Below are 17,019 nucleotides of genomic sequence, written 5' to 3' on the forward strand. Positions count from 1 at the left end.
TTGGATTGTTAAATTGATGAATAGCTAAATTGCTGAATGTTTGAATCCGACTCTGTGAGAAAATGGGCATTTGCTGTTATAGCAATCCTGAAAAGACTTCGGACCAATGCCTCCTTTCAAGTATTAACGCGCTTTAGAGGGAGCTATGATACGCTTATAATCACAAAATAAAGACGACAGCCCGTTACAGAGCTGTCGTCTTTATTTTGTGATTCTTAAGGAGCTATACTTTATCTGCTGGCTTCTTGAAGTGCTTCTCGGTTTGCCTGCAGGTATTCTTGCACCAGGTCATCAGTAATGGCGGTGGATACGAACAGTGATTCGTACTGCGAAGGGGCCAGGTATACGCCGTGCTGGAGCATGCTGTTGAAGTAGCGCCCGAACATAGTTGTATCAGAGGTCTTGGCGCTTTCAAAATCGGTCACGGGTTGTTCTGTGAAGAAGATGCTGAACATGGAGCCCACGTGGTTGATCGTGTAGTTCATGCCAAGTTCCTGCATGTTCTGCTTCATGCCGTTCACCATGTTGGAAGTGGTCTGCTCCAGATTGGTGTATACCTCCGGGTGGCTCTGCAGGTACTGCAGCATGGCCATACCGGCCGACATGGCGATCGGGTTGCCAGACAGGGTGCCTGCCTGGTATACTGGTCCGGCCGGGGCTACAAAGTTCATGATCTCTTTTTTGCCTCCGTAGGCGCCTACAGGCATACCGCCCCCGATAATCTTACCGAGTGTGGTCATATCCGGCGTAACACCAAACAGTTGCTGCGCGCCACCTGGTGCCAGGCGGAAGCCCGTCATCACTTCATCAAATATCAGTACAATGCCCTCTTTGGTGCAAAGGTCTCGGAGGCCCTGCAGGAAACCCTGCTCCGGAAGCACCAGGCCCATGTTGCCGGCCACTGGCTCCAGAATAATGGCAGCTACCTGATCCTTATTGGCTTCCACCAGTCTCTTAACCGCCTCCAGATCATTATAAGGAGCGGTGAGTGTATCGGCGGCCACGCCCTGGGTTACACCCGGGCTGTCCGGCACTCCGAGGGTAATAGCGCCACTTCCGGCAGCGATCAGGAATGAGTCGCCGTGGCCGTGGTAGCAGCCTTCGAACTTGATCATTTTGTTGCGGCCGGTATAGCCCCTGGCCACGCGCACAGCCGACATGGTGGCCTCGGTACCTGAGTTTACCATACGCACCTTCTCAATAGAAGGCACCATGTCCACGATCAGCTCCGCAATCTCAATTTCTTTGCGGGTAGGGGCTCCAAAAGAAAGGGAGTTAGGTATAGCCTTAAGCACCGCTTCCTGCACTACTTCAGCGGCGTGGCCCAGGATCATGGGCCCCCAGGAGTTGATCAGCTCAATGTAACGGTTGCCGTCTTCGTCAAACATGTAAGGTCCTTTGGCCGACACCATAAAGCGCGGATTGCCACCCACGGCCCGGAAGGCACGAACAGGAGAGTTTACACCGCCAGGTATGGAGTGTTGTGCACGCTGGAAAAGTTCTTCGCTGATAGGCGCTATTTTCATAATGCTGTGTTCTTAGATAGTTAAAAACAATGATTTGGTTCAGGTGCTATACCTGTTTTGGATTGGCTGCGACTCTAAAATACCGGATTCACGACAGTCAGTTGCAGGTTCTCCAGTTTGGTGATTGGGATGTACTGGTTGTCGCGCCGCACTTCATTTAGGGCTGCGCGGTCGGTGTAGCCTATACCTTTGTAAAATACACCCGGTCTTAGTCCTTCGGAGCCCAAAGCCAGGTTAAAGCGTGGGCCATAGTTCTGGAGCAGGGTCCCGAAATAGTACATCATCTCAAAACCGGCATAAGCATAGGGCGAAGGCGGCATGTTATACCTGGCAGCATACCTTTTGCGGAAGTGGCGCACGACGGAGTTCATCTGGTCCACGTATTTCGGGTTAACGAAGTAGATCTCCAGGTCATCCAGTTGGCGCAGCGTCAGCTGGCCTATACCTAACCAGTTTTCGAATGTGAGCAGTGGGAGCGTGGCTGCTCTGGCCTGCAGGGTGCTTACTGTGTTTGCGGCAGCTGTCATCTGATCGGAGAATACAGCCAAATGCCCAATGCCCTCCAGTTTCAGCTCTTTAAAGACAGCAGCCGTTGCGGAGGTCTGCTTGGAGTTGATCTTTTTATAAGCGGCTATTTTCCCTCCTAACTTCAGGAACTGTTCGCGGTAGTACTGGCTAAACGCGATGTCGTCTTTGCTGTCTTCGTACAGAATGATAGCTGTTTTCGGCTCGAAGGTGTTATAAGCATACGTTGCTGCCTGCCGTGCCTGCGTTGCCACCGACGATTCGAACAAGAAGATATTCGGATTCTCACCGGCGACTTCCAGGTCCTGCGAAAGCGGATTAATCACGTTAACGTTGTTTTGAGCCGCAAAACGGTTTACTATTTTTGCAGAAGATCTATAAACGGGGCCAATGAGCAAATCCATGCTTTTGATCTCTGGAGTCTCCAGAATGCGTTTCACGGCTGTGGTATCCGTACCGGCATCGTAGGCATAGAGGTTAATGTTGATGCCCTGTCGTTTGAGAGAGTCCTGCGCCATTTTCATGCCGGCGTAAAGGTCGGTGGCAAACTGGTTTTTGCGTGCGGCCTGTCCCAGGTCCTGGTCCAACTGAAAGGGCAGAAGCGCAGCTACGGTGTAAGCCTGTTTGCGCATGGCGTTGGCGCTGAGGTAACGGTTGCGATCCAGCCGGTGCTTCGATACAATGTTTTCGAGGGTTGACTTGTCTTCGGGGCGATACCATCCTGCCAAAAGCTTGTCAGCGAAGGTTTGCGCAAGGGCCTTATCGTCCGGATAACGCTGCAAAAGCTGCTCGAAAGTTTCGCGGTCGGTGATGCGCATTAGGTAATGCCGCTTCAGGTTTTCGGCATCGGCTTGCAGCTTGTTGGAAGACAAGCTGCTTAGCTCTGCAAGTGCTTGTTCGAATTCGCCTTGTTCAAAAAGTACGTTGGCCAGCAGGTAGCTTGCTTCCGTCTGGTTTGGCCAGGTAGGGTGCTGGCCCTGCAACTGCTGCAGCATGCGGCGGGCTTCGGGCAGCTTGTTTGCCTTCAGTGCCGCCACGGCATAGAGGTAAGAGGCTTCAGGAGCATATTGATTTTTCGGGCCAGCCTGGGTGATCGGCAAAAGTTCGGCCATGGCCTTGTCGTATTGCTCCCGCTCGATCAGGACCTTGCCATTGCCATAGGTCGTGCTGAAGTCTTGCTGGGCCTGTGCCGGAAGTGCCAGTGCAGCCAGCAGCAACATACCCGCTGTATGCTTCAAAAAGCTTCTATTCATGTTGTTTTATTTTGATTGAGTGATTGAGTGATTTAGCGAATGAGTGATTGTTAATTTGGCGAGTGATTAATTCAATCAAATCAAATACTGAACCTACACGCTACCTAGCAGCAGCTTCGCTGAAACCAGATCAACAATTCAGCCATTTAACAATTTAACCAATCACTAACTCACTCAATCACCAAATCACTCCATTAAATTACTCCCACTCGATGGTAGCTGGTGGTTTCGAGCTGATATCGTACACGACGCGGTTAACGCCTTTTACCTTGTTGATGATCTCGTTCGACACATCGGCCAGGAACTCATACGGCAAACGGCTCCAGTCCGCTGTCATGCCGTCAATGGAGGTCACGGCGCGAAGGGCCACTACATTTTCATAAGTACGCTCATCGCCCATCACACCAACCGATTGTACCGGCGTCAGGATAGCGCCTGCCTGCCATACCTCGTCATACAGACCCGATTTTTTGAGGTTGCTGATGAAGATATGATCCACTTGCTGTAGTACTTGTACCTTCTCCGGAGTGATATCGCCTAGTATGCGGATAGCCAAACCCGGACCAGGGAAAGGATGGCGGCCGAGGATGTTGTCGTCAATTTTCAGTGTTTTGCCTACCAGACGCACTTCGTCTTTGAAGAGCGTCTTGAGTGGCTCTACCACTTTCAGCTTCATAAAGTCAGGAAGACCGCCTACGTTGTGGTGCGATTTGATGGTAGCCGAAGGACCTTTTACGCTCATCGATTCGATCACATCCGGGTAGATCGTGCCCTGGCCGAGCCATTTCACGCCCTCAATTTTATGTGCCTCGTCGTCGAACACCTCAATGAACACGCGGCCAATGGCTTTGCGCTTGCCTTCGGGGTCTGATATACTGGCTAGTGCGGAGTAAAAACGGTCTTTGGCATCCACGCCCTTCACGTTCAGCCCCATGTGCTTGTAGGAGTCGAGCACTGATTCGAACTCGTCTTTGCGCAGCAGTCCGTTGTCAACAAATATACAGTACAGGTTCTCGCCTATCGCCTGATGAATCAGCATGGCTGCCACGCTGGAGTCCACACCACCGGAGAGGCCGAGCACGACCTTATCGTTACCCAACTGCTGCTTCAACTCGGCTACAGTCGCATCCACGAACTGCTCGGAAGTCCAGTCCTGCTGGCAACCGCAGATGTGCACCACAAAATTGCGAAGCAGGGTCTTGCCTTCATCGGAGTGTGTTACCTCCGGGTGGAACTGAATGCCGTAGGTCTCCTGGTCGCGCAGCTTGTAAGCGGCCACGCGAACGGTTTCCGTACTGGCTATTACTTCAAAATTGTCAGGAATTTCTTTGATCGTGTCACCATGCGACATCCACACTACCGAACCAGGTGTGAGTTCTTTCATCAGGCGGTTGGCAGTGTGCAGCTCTGAAAGTCTGGCACGGCCATATTCGCGGATGGTGGAAGGAGTTACTTCGCCCTGGTGCTCGTGGGCGATCAGTTGCGCCCCGTAGCATACACCCAGCAATGGGAGCTTGCCCATGAATTGGTTCAGGTCAATGGTAGGGTGTTCTTGGTCACGCACCGAGCAGGGGCTGCCCGATAGAATAACGCCTTTGACATCTTCCGTTAGTTCCGGAACATTATTGTAAGGGTAAATCTCACAATACACATTTAGCTCGCGCACCCGTCTTGCGATCAACTGGGTGTACTGGGAGCCGAAGTCGAGAATCAGTATTTTTTCTGGCATGCGCAAAGGTAAGGCACTTTAGGCTTTTTTGCCAAAAATAGGGGAGATATGTTTTGATGTAGAGTTTTGCGCCTGACCGGCGAGGTAGTCGAGTATGGCGCGAGCGTTCACGCTCGGTTCTGGTGTAGTTGGACCTCTGGACCGGTGTTAGGTGTACCTATACCTATACCTATACCTATACCTGGCGTAGCAACCGCTTTTAGGTATAATACCTGTACTGCTCTGATACCTGTACTGCTCTGTAGCTTGCCCTGGCCGGGCGGGCCTCACTTTTTTCCTTGATGAAAAGAAAGAGGGCCCCTACCCCCAGTAAGCAAAAAAATCAAGACGATTTTGAATCGAGGGCCCCTACCCCCACTCGCTGACCGCTCAAACAAAAAATCGTCGGTGGCGCACCTGGCACAGCTGTTTGTTACATAGCTGGCTGATAGTTAGTCTTGCTATACCTGCCAGTGGTCATGTACTACGGAGCTTATACCTTTAAATGGCAATAGCCAAAAGTCCCGCTTCGAAGGGGGCAGGGGGATGACAATCGTGCATAGCTCCTTCCCCTGTTTTTAGGGGAAGGTTGGGATGGGGTTAAAATCATGCACCAAAATCCTGTAAATTCTTTAATCCTGAAAATCCTGATTCAGACTAACCATTCACTATGCCATCAAACACCGCGGCGCTCCGGCCCTCCAATCTTCCTCTTTCCATAGCCACAAGCATCCTCCTTTCAAAAATAAACCACCTGAGCAGTAACATCATCGGGGGCAAACAGCGAGGTTGAGAGATAAATCTTTAATAGATGCTTGCACTTCAGGATAATCTTCGTACTTTTGTAACGGCAAATCGGCACGGCCAGCTCCCGTCGAACTCCCCCAGGGCCGGAAGGCAGCAAGGGTAGATGGTTGAAGCGGCGCGATGTTGGTTTGCCACTTTTTTTTGCCCTTACTTTTCTGACCGGCTCCTGCGCCGGTCTTTTTGTTTTGGTGCTATAACTGTCCCATCTTGCAGTCCCTTCGCCTAATGGCGCTGGAAAATAGACTGTTCCCTTCGTTATTTGGCGCTATACCTAAATTGTGTCGCATCTTTTATTCAATGTCTTTTGACTTAGGGCATATTGCGTTAGATTTGTAAGCAAATCTACATCCCCAGCATTATGAAATTCTTTGTTGATACTGCAAACCTGCAGGAAATTCAGGAAGCGCACGACCTTGGTGTGCTCGACGGTGTAACCACCAACCCATCGCTGATGGCCAAAGAGGGTATCTTCGGGCACGACAACGTGATGGCGCACTACAAGCAGATTTGCGAAATTGTGGACGGTGACATCAGCGCCGAAGTGATCGCAACAGACTTCGACGGCATGGTGCGCGAAGGCGAACTGCTGGCCGAACTGCACCCGAACATCGTGGTGAAAGTTCCGATGATCCGCGACGGCGTGAAGGCGATTCGTCACTTTAGCGAGCGCGGCATCAAAACAAACTGTACGCTGGTTTTCTCTGCCGGTCAGGCTATCCTGGCTGCTAAGGCAGGTGCTACGTACGTGTCTCCGTTTGTAGGTCGTCTGGACGACGTGTCAACAGACGGTCTGCAGCTGATCGAGCAGATTGTACACATCTATGGCAACTATGGTTACCAGACACAGGTGCTGGCAGCTTCTGTGCGTCACGTGATGCACCTGGTGCAGTGCGCTGAGCTGGGTGCTGATGTGGTAACCTGCCCTCTTTCAGTGATCACCGGCCTGCTGAACCACCCGCTGACTGACATCGGTCTGCAGAAGTTCCTGGCCGACCACGCCAAAGGCAGCAAGTAAGACAATTAGGAATTAAGAATTAGGAATTAAGAATTGTAGAGGTATAAGCCAAAAACAATTTTAACCATTCCTAATTCTTAATTCTAAATTCTTAATTCATTCCGATGTACATCATCAAAGTAAAGGGCAAGGCCAAAATTCCGGATTATATTCAGCTGCGCGACGATAATTTCGTGCTCATCGCTTATTTTAGGGCTGATCGTCCGCTCAAGAACCTGGACCGTTATGGTCTGGAGGGAAAAGAGGAGGAGTTGGCTGCGCTGATTGAGTCCCTTGAGTTTGGTAAACTGCAGCAACTAGATATTTAATTTTCTTATGAGCTTTTCATCATCGACCCCCGTGGTCTCGCTACGCGACGTGGCTATTTATCAGGATGTAAACACCGTGCTGAGCAGTGTCAATTTCGACATTGACAAAGGGGAGTTCGTATACCTGGTGGGCCGTACCGGAAGCGGAAAAAGCTCGTTGCTTAAAACCCTTTACGGGGATTTGCCGCTTCAAACAGGAGTAGGTACCATCGCCGATTTCAAACTGACAAAGCTCCCACGCAAGCAGGTGCCATACCTGCGCCGTAAGATCGGCATTGTGTTTCAGGACTTTCAATTGCTTTTTGACCGCACAGTGGCAGAGAACTTAGCCTTTGTGCTGAAAGCCACAGGCTGGAATGACAAATCGAAGCGTAAGCAGCGCATCACGGAAGTGCTCATGCGTGTCGGACTGGATGCCGCCGCCAATAAACTGCCGCACCAACTGTCTGGTGGCGAGCAGCAGCGTATCGTAGTAGCCCGTGCCCTCCTTAACGAGCCGGTCATTCTGCTGGCCGACGAACCGACCGGTAACCTCGACCCGATTGTGGCCGACGGCATCATGCAGCTCTTCAACGAAATCAATAACAGTGGAACAGCCATCCTGATGGCTACGCACAACTACGAGATTATCAACCGCTATCCACACCGCGTGCTCAAGTGCGAAAACGGCAAAGTGCTCGATTCGAAAGTAGAGTCCTTTAACCTGACAACAGGCTACTAAATTTAATTTTCTTTTCTTGGTTTTAGAGTCGTGGAGTTTCACAGAAAGCTTCCCGGACAGGTATATCTTTACATATACTTGTCACAGTTTTCAGTTAATGAACCCTTCGACTTAATTAAGTCTGCGCCACTGTGCGAGCAGCCAATGGTTCATGTCCGGGTATACCTGCAAACTGATTATCAAGCCCATATAGATGGCGGTGATCAACAGGGAGCGGACCAGGATGTCCAGGTATAGATTGCCCAGGTATGGCACCAGGTATGAGGCCCCCAGCGCAACGGCGGCGATAGCCGTCACACCCAGAGAATTCCAGGCGAAAGGCTGCATTTTGTAGAGGTACTGCACAAAGAACAGGCGCAGCAGGTTGATCGTCACATACGAGATCATGGAGGCCAATGCAGCACCGTTTATGCCGTACAGCGGAATGAATACATAATTTGTCCAGATGGTTAGGCCGGCCAGCACCACATTAAAGAGCAGATCCCAACGGTATTTTTCGGAAGTGGCCAGGATGATGCCGTTTATACCTGTGGCCAGGTCGATGATGCGGGCCATGGACAGGAACAATACTACATACTTACCAGCCCGGTAAGTCTCCGGCATAAAGGAGAACAGGTTATCGATATTGGCCCAAATGCCAATAAAGAGCAGCAAACCCACGATCAGGTTGATCAGGGTGATCTGTTTGTAAAGCCGCTCCATACCTGCCATATCCCTGTCTTTCCAGTACTCGGCCACCTGCGGAAAAGCGATCTTGAAAATAGAGCGTGCCGGCACCATAATGGCGCTGGTGATGAAAAAAGCCGTAGTGTAGATACCGTTGTCGCCCAGGCTGTAAGAGCTGATCATGATCTGGTCGACGGTGGTGATGATGGTTACCGAGATATTGCCCAGGAAAGTAAAGAATCCGAAATACAACATCTCCCGCAAAGGCACAATACTCAGAGCAGCCAGACGCGGACGCAAAAACAACTGCTTCAGCCACAGCGCATACACTACCAGCGAAAGCGTGATCACTGCATTAATGACAATGTACAGCAGCACGAATTGCCTGAAGTCGATCCACTCAAACGCATAGAGCCCGATGAGGGCTGTGGTGAGGATGCGCAGCAGAAAGTCCTGGGCGAAAGACGAAATAATGGTCTTGAACAGCGAGCGCAGGTAGGCGGTGAGCAGGTTAAAGAGCAGCGTGAAAAAGGCCAGCGGGATGACAAAGTAATAGTAGTCGAGCAGGAGAGGAGAGTTCTCGATATAGTAGTCGATGACGACCGGCTTAAAGAGTAGGAAGAGCCCTGTAATGGCTCCAAAGCCCAGCACAGGTATAGCCAGCAGCAGAAACAGGAAGCCGTGGTGCTCCTTGCTCTTATCCCGGAAATAAGGGAAGTAGCGCACGCTCATGTTCACGAAACCGAGCGCCGAGAACTGCGCAAACATCACCGAAATCTGAATCAGCAGACGAGTCAGGCCCACTTCTTCCTCCTCCAGAAAGTTCGGAAAAAGCAGGATGGTGTTTACATAGCCGATGGCGATGCCGGCGTATGAGATCACGGTGTTCCAAATACCCTCGCGCTGGAGATGTTTGCTCATGTTTTTATTTCAGGCCACAAAGGTAGCCGATTCCTATAATTTGCTGCCCCCGGACAGCATCGCTTTTACAAAAGTGCTTGCCAGTTCGCCACTTCTGCCGTCATACTCGGTTCCTACTGTTGCGTGATAATAGCTTGCCCGCCGGTATACCTCGGGTTTGTGCGCTATACCTTGTGCTATCATCGGCCTGAGCGCGTCGTAGGAAATGGCTTCTTCAATCAGTCCCTGCGCTACAAAGCCATAATAGTCATGCAGCTCTTCTTTCGGGTTGAAATTGTAGTAGACCGACCACACATTCAGCAGCACCGCCTCCAGGTGGATGCCGGAGTTGCCGCTCACCAGCATGTCTATCCCTTGCAGGTACTCAAAAACGGATTGTTGCCGTGGGGTGGTAAGGGTAATGTTCGGACTAATGCCAGTGGCGAAGGTATAGCTGCGTTTGTCACGGGGATGGGGGCGGAGCAGGATGCGCAATTCCGGAAAATCACGACTGATGTTGCGAACAAGCTGTTGTACCTCTTCTGTCAGGTCCATCAGGTTACAGGCTATACCTAGTGTCTTTACCTGCTTACTCCTGTTGCGGTGCAGCACAAACTTGTCCGCTTTGGGCATACCGATAAACTCTACCCGCCCTGTAACCGGACCGCACAACTTATACTTGTCCAGCGAATCCTGCCCCTCCAATAGGCTCAGGTTAAATGCCAGTGGCGGAAATAAGTGGCTCACACTGGAGTGCTGCACATAGATGGTAGGTATACCTAGTTCTTTCGCTGCCAGCAGCAGGGCACGGGCATCCGCATTGTGGTCGTTGGCAAACACAATGGCCTGCGGACGGTATTTTTTCAGCTTCTGCAGGTATACCTCATAAAATCCAACGGCATCGTAAAGCAGGTCCACAAAGCGCAGGGTTCTGTGCTTGCGTTGTGCGAGAAACTGGAAGAACAGTGGCAGAAACTTGTAATAATAGAGTAGTTTTTTGCGCAGCGAGATCCGCGCAACTGCCTGGTTATACCTGCCAATGGCTTTGCTCTGACCAGCTACCATCACAGCATCAGGTATAGCTGCCTCTAAAAAGTGCAGACTATCGTAATTGTTCTGGCTCACCACATACAGCCATACCTTGTCCTGCAGTTGCTCCGGCTTCTCTACTGTTTTAAATAAGTTGCCCAATAGCCGCACTAGGGTATAGCCGGCCATGCGCAGCAGTCGCATCACCAGATTGCCGGGTGAGGCTGCGTTTTTGGCACTTTCAGGGAGATTGTAAAAACCTTCGGAAAAGTGCAGGTATAGGATGTTGCTGTACAGGGTATACCAGTCTTTCATGTGTTATACCATGTCCCAGCTAAGCGGTGTGCCTGCTTTGATGTCCTGCGTGGCACTTTTGCCCAGCAAGTTGTCGTAATGTTTCGGCGGTAGCCCCAGGCCCGGACGGATCACCCGGATGTTCTCTTTGGTGAAAGGTTCACCGGCTTTGATATCCTGTGCGGCATAAACCGAGCGCTTGAAAAGACGGCTCTTCTCCTCGGCACGCTGCACGCCGTATTGTACCTGTCCCAGCGCCAGCCAGGCCCTTTCCGATTCCACCACCAGCGAGCGCAACTCCACCGGTTCCAGCGAGAAAGCGGAGTCCACGCCGCCATCGGCACGGCTTAGCGTGAAGTGTTTTTCGATAACAGTGGCACCCAAGGCCACAGCGGCTACTGACGCTCCAACGCCCATGGTATGGTCCGACAGGCCGACCTGCACATCATACAGAGCGCTGAGATGGGGAATGGTGCGCAGGTTCGTGTTTTCTGGTGTGGCCGGGTAGGTGGAGGTGCACTTGAGCAGGATAAGCTCCAGGCAGCCTTCTTCGCGCAGCACATGCACGGCCTCGGCCACTTCCTGCACGGTGGCAGCGCCGGTGCTCATGATCACGGGCTTGCCAGTGGCCGCTACTTTTCGCAGCAGCGGGTGGTCCGTGTTCTCGAAAGAGGCGATCTTGTAGGCGGGCGCTCCCAGGCTCTCCAGGAAATCCACCGCCGATTCGTCGAAAGGGGAGGAGAAGGCGATGATGCCGCGCTCCCGTGCCCGCTCAAAAATAGGTTGGTGCCACTCCCATGGGGTGTAGGCCTCTTTGTAGAGGTCGTACAACTCACGGCCTTTCCACAGGGAACCCTCGTCCTCGATGGTGAAGGCGCCGGGCAGTGTCATGGTGTCGGCTGTGTAAGTCTGTAGCTTGATGGCATCGGCACCTGCATCGGCAGCGGCATCGACAATGGCCAGCGCCCGCTCCAGCGATTGGTTGTGGTTGCCCGACATCTCCGCGATGATGAAAGGCTTGTGGCTCGGGCCTATTAAACGGCCGGCAATAATGATATCGTTGATCATGATTTCTTTTTCTAAACTATCCCCTGGCCTTTGGCTGCCAGACAAAACGAAAAGCCTTCGGATGGGCCGGATCAGTATCACCGTAAGCAAAGCCGGCTTTTTCAAATGACCGCACCGAGGCTTTGTGATCCTGCTGCACCAGACCGTCCACCATAGTCACATCAGGCCGGTCCAGCAGCAGGTGCTGTATACCTTTGAGTAACACCGTATGTCCGAGTCCTTTGCCCCGAAAGTCCGCTCCGATCAGGTAGCTGATCGTGGCTTTACCGTCTTTCAGGTCGAACCGTATGTGCGCGGCTGGATTGCCGTCTGCTTCAGCAAGATAGAGCATGGCGTCGGGGTTGTCAAGTTTGGCCTGAAACCAGCGGGTATGGTCCTCGAGCGGAATCGGTTCCGGGTTGAACGAGTGCCGGCGCACCTCTGGGTCATTGGCCCAATCGAAAAGCAGGTGAAGATCTTCAGGTATAACGTGCCGGATTTTCAGATTAGTCGCCAGACTGAGACTTTGGAATATCTCCAACAGTCGCTCACCACTTTTTCCGTCAAAGAACTGCCGTTGAGTTGCAAGTTGTGTCTCAAAATCCTGCTGACTTATACCTTGCTGTAGTGCTTGCGAAAGGCTGCTGTAGTCACGGGCTATACCTTCTGTTGTCAGGAACTGGTGCATGCTTGTCTGGTTATCGGCGGTTTGCTTCACAAACAGCACACCACCCACGGCAGCATATTCATAAGAAATACCGCTGGCTGAGGTGATGGCAGCCTGGCATTTGGCCATCAGGCGGCGCAGACTTTCAGCGGAAAGATCCCGGTGCAGTTTAGCAAGTGGCTGGTCTTTCAGTTTCTGTTTCAGCTCGTGCAAGTGGGTATAAGCGCTACCCACCACTATTTCGATCTGCTTGACGGCAGGTATTGCCTGCAGCATTTTCAGCGCCTGCAAGGTATGGTTGTCGGGGTCGGCGCCTCCCATGGAAACCAGCACATGTAAGTCACCTTCAGGTATAGACCGCGCCGCTTTGGCAGCTCTCAAAAAGGCAGGGCGAAGCAGCGTATAGTGTGGACCGAGTAGCAGTCGGGTATAGGGAGCGACCTGGTAGAGCTCTGGAGACACTCCTCCAGCCTGATTGATCACCGCATCTGCCACAAAAGGATAGGCATGAATATCGTCGATGCAAACAACTGCCGCGCCGCGTGATTTGATGTTCTGTTGGTAATCCGTGCCAAAGGTATAGCCATCCAGCACTACGATCTCTTCATCAGAAACATAGGCATCCAGCTCGTGCACAAAGCGGTCGGCATCCGGTTCGGCGGGAGGAAGCACGATGATGCCGTCGCATACCTCCCATATCCGCTCCTGCAAAGCCTGGTCAGGCGACTGAATGGCAAACACGCATTCAAACTCCCGGCGCAGCATGTGCACCAGCGCAAGCGAGCGCGTGACGTGGCCCAGTCCGATGCGGCTGTTCCCGTCTGCCCTGAAAATGATGCGTGTCTTCCTGTTCATACGATTATAATTTTAGCAGCACTCTTACAGCTTTCGCAGCGCTCTGGTAAATCCTCCGGACTGCAGCAATTTTCTGGCGGCAGCCATTTCCTCTTCTTCAGAATTGAAAACCTGCCGCTGCGAATTGGCCGCGTTGATTTCCTGCAACCAAGGGTGCTCCTGCAGTAACGCAGCAATTAGCTCGTGTGTCACCGGTTGCCCCGTTTTCCAGAGCCGCTCTATAATCAGGGAGGCTAGTGCGTAGTCCGTTGGGTAGTCTACGGTCAGGCGCAGCGCTTCGATGGGGGAAGTGTATGGTAGCACTTGCCTCTTGAAACTGGCTGCTCTTCTGATATAAGGCGTCACGTGCTCGCGGTCGGCGGCTTCAGTAGCTTCTTTGGCAGCCGTTTCAAGAGCTTCTCGCGTAAACACTTCCACATTGGTGCCGAGCGGCAGGCCTGTGCTGATGATATAGTCTGATGCTGTTTCTAATAACCGGTTCACCGCCTGGTCGATCGTTTCCGGCATCACGAAAGGGTTATCTCCCGTGAGGCGTACGATCACGTCCAGCTCGTAGGTACGGGCTGTCTGCAGGAAACGCTCCAGCACATCATCGGCTGCGCCACGCAGGTAAGGAATAGCCTTCTCATTGCAGAAGGTTTCAATCACATCGTCAGTACTCCGGGTGGTGGTGGCTATAATTGTTTGCTGCAAAGAACTGGCAGACTGTGCATTGGCTACCACGTGCTCCAGCAGACTGGTATTTCCGCTGAACGGGAGCGGCAGCAGTGCCTTGCCGGGCAGTCGCTCCGAGCCCAGGCGCACCTGTATGATGGCGCCGACCTTTACCATGCCGTCCAGCCTCCGTCCAGCACCATGTTCTGGCCCGTCATAAAAGACGAGGCGTCTGAGGCCAGGTATACGAAGGCCCCTTTCAGGTCGTCCGGCTGCCCGATACGCCCCAGTGGGTTCTTGCGCTTAAGCTGCTCTACAAACACCTCATTCTGCTGCACCTGCTCGCTCGGGAAAGGACCCGGTGTAACGGCATTAACCGTAATGTTATGCTTGCCCAGGTAGCAGGCGAAGTAGCGCGTTAGCTGCAGTACGCCGGCTTTGGCGGCTCCATAGTGCGGCGGGTTCAGGAAAGCGGGACTCTCGTCGTAAATACTGAAATCGGGCGAGACCATGCCGTACATGGAGGACACGTTAATGATCCGACCGCCGTTTTGCTTCAGGTAGGGTATCACCTCCCGGATGCAGCGGTACACGCTGTTGAGATTACCGTCGATGCCGTAGGCCCATTCCTCATCCGTGAGCTGCTCGGGCTGCTGACCCTTAGAGTAAAAGGCATTGTTCACCAGCACGTCGATGCGGCCCGCTTCCTGCTGCACTTGCCTGAAAGCAGCAGCTACAGTGGCTGTGTCTGAAATGTCACAGTAGGCGAAGGTGATTTTCAGATCCGAATGTTCTCCGAAAGCCTCCCTGAACTTTTCCTCGCTACGGCCCAATACATAAACAGTGGCACCGGCTTCGGCCAGTCCGAGACTGATGGCAGTGCCCAGGTGTCCGTAACCACCCGTGACGAGGGCTACTTTGCCGGAAAGGGAAAATAAGTCAGTTATGCTTCTGCTCAATGTGCGGGCCACTTGTAGGGTAAGATTATGTTTTCGTTTTCTTCTTTCAGTTCCTGTAGCGCGGTATAGATTGCCGGGGGCAGTTCTGTGCTGCTGTAGCGGATGTTCTCCTGCAAGGTCTGCAGACTCTCCACACCGATCACCACCTGTGAAATATAGGGATTTGCCAGCGCAAAAGCCAGACATACCGCCCCAATTGGCAGTTGGTAGCTGTTGGCCAGCAGCTGTAGCTGCTCTAGTTTTGGAGTTACCCCCTGCAGGTATAGCGGCAGCCGATCAGGTTGCATAAAGAAAAGCCCCTGCAGGTATACAGACCGCACATGCGTTTCAATGCCCCGGTTCTGCAACTCAGGCAGTAGCTCCTCGAAGCGCCTGTCGAAGATGTTGTAGGGAAACTGCAAGATGTCGATCTGCGCCTCCTGCTTCAGCAGCGCCTCCGCTTCTGCAGGGTGGTAAAGCGAGAGCCCCACCCTCTCGGTTAGGCCAGAAGCTTTGAGCTCCTGCAGCTCGTCGAGCAGGGCAGGTTTGCTGCTGTAACTGGCGTAGCTGTGGAGCAGGTAGCCGTACAACTTCTCTACTCTCAGCCGCTTCAGCGACTCGCGGCATGCTTGTGCAATGCTTTTGTCAGGGCTGTTCGGCGGATACTTGCTGATGATACGGTAAGGTGCCGGCAAGTTATGCAGGACGTTGCCCAGGCACTGTTCACTGCTGCCATAGGCTGCTGCCGTGTCCAGGGTGTCTATACCTGCCTTCGCTGCTTCAGTTAGTATGGTGGCTATCTCGGCTTCAGGAATTTGCCCACGTTGGTTGCTGATGCCATAGGGGAGCCCGAACTGCGCCGTGCCCAGGATCAGCCTGTTTGTATATGTCTGACTCGTCAAACCTATTTCTTGCAAAACTCTTTCACTTTCTCGATCACGTAAGCTTGCTCTTCGTCCGTTAAACTTGGGAACATCGGCAGGCTCAGGCAAGCCTCGTAGTAGCGCTCTGCCTGCGGGAAGTCCCCTTTCTTATACTCCAAACTACGGTAATACGGCATGGTGTGGGCCGGGATGTAGTGCACCTGCGCAAAGATCTGATGCTCCCGCAGGAAATCATACAGCCCCTTACGGTCTGCCACTTTGATCACGTACAGGTGGTAGGCGTGGCCTGTCTCACCTGGTTCTGTCAGTGCGGAGGGGTTGGTGCCCAGCACCTCTATACCTTCAAAGCCCGCAAAAGCCTCGTCGTATATCCTGGCGATCTGTCTTCTTCTTACCATACCCTCATCGGCGCGACTCAACTGCGTGATGCCCAGGGCGCAGAGCATATCCGGAATGCGGTAGTTGTAGCCCAGTGCCTGCATCTCCATGTACCAGCCGCCGTGGTTCTCTTCCAGCAACTCAGGGTCGCGGGTGATGCCGTGGGTACGGTAGAGCAGGAGCTTCTTGTAGAGTTCCTCGTCGTTGGTGGTTACCATACCGCCCTCGCTCGTGGCGATGTGCTTGACGGGGTGGAAGGAGAAGATAGCCATGTCGGCATACCTGCCGTTGCCGCAGAACTGCCGCTCGCCTTTGCTGTCGACAAAGAAGCCACCGGGGGAGTGGGCCGCGTCCTCGATGATCCATAGTCCGTGCTCGTCCGCCAGCGTGCGCAGCTCCTCCAGATTCACTGGGTTGCCGGCAAAGTCAACAGGGATAATGCCGCTGTAGTAGCCCTTGGGTTTACTCTCCACCAGCTGCCGTACCTTGGCAATGTCGATCAAGGCCGTGGCCGGGTCAATGTCAGCAAACTCCACCGTGCCGCCGCAGTAGCGTACGCAGTTGGCAGAGGCCACAAAAGTGATCGGCGTGGTGATCACACAGGAGTTCTCGTTCACCCCCAGCGCCATGGCGCAGAGGTGCAAAGCAGCCGTACCATTGCTCACCGCCACAGCGTATTTAGCGCCCACGTAAGCGGCAAAGGCCTGCTCAAACTCAACCACCTTCGGCCCCTGCGTCAAAAAATCAGATTGCAATGTTTCCACCACTGCCTGAATGTCGGCCTCGGTAATGTGCTGGCGACCGTAGGGTATAGGGCGCATGTGCTTTTGGTTTTGCATGAAAG

The 17,019-nt window shown here is 52.8% G+C and carries 14 protein-coding genes and 1 other RNA gene; 4 read left to right on the forward strand and 11 right to left on the reverse strand.

Annotated features, from left to right (window positions below):
• Window positions 1-230 precede the first annotated feature (230 nt).
• From hemL to guaA, 3 genes are all read right to left on the reverse strand, one after another.
• On the reverse strand, window positions 231-1,526 hold the full coding sequence (hemL, locus tag BD749_RS17580; RefSeq protein WP_101446927.1) for a glutamate-1-semialdehyde 2,1-aminomutase: 1,296 nt from the start codon (window positions 1,524-1,526) through the stop codon (window positions 231-233).
• 74 nt (window positions 1,527-1,600) lie between these two features.
• The gene (locus BD749_RS17585) at window positions 1,601-3,304 is read right to left on the reverse strand and encodes an ABC transporter substrate-binding protein (protein ID WP_245869408.1); all 1,704 of its coding nucleotides are present in this window, start codon (window positions 3,302-3,304) and stop codon (window positions 1,601-1,603) included.
• A gap of 199 nt (window positions 3,305-3,503) precedes the next feature.
• Window positions 3,504-5,033, reverse strand: coding sequence for a glutamine-hydrolyzing GMP synthase (gene guaA, locus BD749_RS17590; RefSeq protein WP_101446931.1), 1,530 nt, complete (start codon window positions 5,031-5,033; stop codon window positions 3,504-3,506).
• Window positions 5,034-5,859: 826 nt separating this feature from the next.
• Between guaA and ffs the strand changes: the two genes are divergently transcribed.
• From ffs to BD749_RS17610, 4 genes are all read left to right on the forward strand, one after another.
• An RNA gene (gene ffs, locus BD749_RS17595) (signal recognition particle sRNA small type) lies at window positions 5,860-5,957 on the forward strand.
• Window positions 5,958-6,177: 220 nt separating this feature from the next.
• Entirely contained in the window at window positions 6,178-6,834 is a 657-nt protein-coding gene (gene fsa, locus BD749_RS17600; protein ID WP_101446936.1) for a fructose-6-phosphate aldolase, read from the forward strand.
• 104 nt (window positions 6,835-6,938) lie between these two features.
• Entirely contained in the window at window positions 6,939-7,142 is a 204-nt protein-coding gene (locus tag BD749_RS17605) for a fructose-6-phosphate aldolase (protein WP_076665736.1), read from the forward strand.
• Window positions 7,143-7,149: 7 nt separating this feature from the next.
• Window positions 7,150-7,863 (forward strand): cell division ATP-binding protein FtsE, encoded by a 714-nt coding sequence (locus BD749_RS17610; RefSeq protein WP_101446940.1) that lies wholly within the window; start codon window positions 7,150-7,152, stop codon window positions 7,861-7,863.
• A gap of 111 nt (window positions 7,864-7,974) precedes the next feature.
• Here BD749_RS17610 and BD749_RS17615 read toward each other — a convergent pair whose 3' ends face one another.
• The 8 genes from BD749_RS17615 to pseC are packed head-to-tail and all read right to left on the reverse strand — an operon-like array spanning window position 7,975 to window position 17,014.
• Window positions 7,975-9,450 (reverse strand): lipopolysaccharide biosynthesis protein, encoded by a 1,476-nt coding sequence (locus tag BD749_RS17615; RefSeq protein ID WP_101446943.1) that lies wholly within the window; start codon window positions 9,448-9,450, stop codon window positions 7,975-7,977.
• 33 nt (window positions 9,451-9,483) lie between these two features.
• Window positions 9,484-10,773 carry a glycosyltransferase family protein gene (locus BD749_RS17620; RefSeq protein WP_101446945.1) on the reverse strand — a complete coding sequence of 430 codons (1,290 nt, stop codon included), beginning with the start codon at window positions 10,771-10,773 and terminating at the stop codon, window positions 9,484-9,486.
• A 3-nt stretch (window positions 10,774-10,776) separates the two neighbouring features.
• On the reverse strand, window positions 10,777-11,820 hold the full coding sequence (gene pseI, locus BD749_RS17625; protein ID WP_101446947.1) for a pseudaminic acid synthase: 1,044 nt from the start codon (window positions 11,818-11,820) through the stop codon (window positions 10,777-10,779).
• Between the two features lie 16 nt (window positions 11,821-11,836).
• Window positions 11,837-13,321: a UDP-2,4-diacetamido-2,4,6-trideoxy-beta-L-altropyranose hydrolase gene (gene pseG / locus BD749_RS17630; protein WP_101446949.1), complete on the reverse strand. Its 1,485-nt coding sequence runs from the start codon at window positions 13,319-13,321 to the stop codon at window positions 11,837-11,839.
• Between the two features lie 24 nt (window positions 13,322-13,345).
• Window positions 13,346-14,152 (reverse strand): cytidylyltransferase domain-containing protein, encoded by an 807-nt coding sequence (locus tag BD749_RS17635; RefSeq protein ID WP_101446951.1) that lies wholly within the window; start codon window positions 14,150-14,152, stop codon window positions 13,346-13,348.
• Window positions 14,146-14,934 carry an SDR family NAD(P)-dependent oxidoreductase gene (locus BD749_RS17640; RefSeq protein ID WP_245869410.1) on the reverse strand — a complete coding sequence of 263 codons (789 nt, stop codon included), beginning with the start codon at window positions 14,932-14,934 and terminating at the stop codon, window positions 14,146-14,148. Before BD749_RS17640 ends, BD749_RS17635 begins: the two co-directional genes overlap by 7 nt.
• Complete coding sequence (locus tag BD749_RS17645) at window positions 14,931-15,815, reverse strand: aldo/keto reductase (RefSeq protein WP_180336454.1); 885 nt, start codon at window positions 15,813-15,815, stop codon at window positions 14,931-14,933. Before BD749_RS17645 ends, BD749_RS17640 begins: the two co-directional genes overlap by 4 nt.
• A 2-nt stretch (window positions 15,816-15,817) precedes the next feature.
• On the reverse strand, window positions 15,818-17,014 hold the full coding sequence (gene pseC / locus BD749_RS17650) for a UDP-4-amino-4,6-dideoxy-N-acetyl-beta-L-altrosamine transaminase (protein WP_101446955.1): 1,197 nt from the start codon (window positions 17,012-17,014) through the stop codon (window positions 15,818-15,820).
• Window positions 17,015-17,019 lie beyond the last annotated feature (5 nt).

Origin of the sequence: Pontibacter ramchanderi, from assembly GCF_002846395.1 — a bacterium.
In the GTDB taxonomy this organism is placed as follows: Bacteria; Bacteroidota; Bacteroidia; order Cytophagales; family Hymenobacteraceae; genus Pontibacter; species Pontibacter ramchanderi.

Coding starts and splice junctions, on each gene's coding strand:
- hemL (WP_101446927.1), bottom strand. CDS start 1,526: ATGAAAATAGCGCCTATCAGCGAAGAACTTTTCCAGCGTGCACAACAC.
- BD749_RS17585 (WP_245869408.1), bottom strand. CDS start 3,304: ATGAATAGAAGCTTTTTGAAGCATACAGCGGGTATGTTGCTGCTGGCT.
- guaA (WP_101446931.1), bottom strand. CDS start 5,033: ATGCCAGAAAAAATACTGATTCTCGACTTCGGCTCCCAGTACACCCAG.
- fsa (WP_101446936.1), top strand. CDS start 6,178: ATGAAATTCTTTGTTGATACTGCAAACCTGCAGGAAATTCAGGAAGCG.
- BD749_RS17605 (WP_076665736.1), top strand. CDS start 6,939: ATGTACATCATCAAAGTAAAGGGCAAGGCCAAAATTCCGGATTATATT.
- BD749_RS17610 (WP_101446940.1), top strand. CDS start 7,150: ATGAGCTTTTCATCATCGACCCCCGTGGTCTCGCTACGCGACGTGGCT.
- BD749_RS17615 (WP_101446943.1), bottom strand. CDS start 9,450: ATGAGCAAACATCTCCAGCGCGAGGGTATTTGGAACACCGTGATCTCA.
- BD749_RS17620 (WP_101446945.1), bottom strand. CDS start 10,773: ATGAAAGACTGGTATACCCTGTACAGCAACATCCTATACCTGCACTTT.
- pseI (WP_101446947.1), bottom strand. CDS start 11,820: ATGATCAACGATATCATTATTGCCGGCCGTTTAATAGGCCCGAGCCAC.
- pseG (WP_101446949.1), bottom strand. CDS start 13,321: ATGAACAGGAAGACACGCATCATTTTCAGGGCAGACGGGAACAGCCGC.
- BD749_RS17635 (WP_101446951.1), bottom strand. CDS start 14,152: ATGGTAAAGGTCGGCGCCATCATACAGGTGCGCCTGGGCTCGGAGCGA.
- pseC (WP_101446955.1), bottom strand. CDS start 17,014: ATGCAAAACCAAAAGCACATGCGCCCTATACCCTACGGTCGCCAGCAC.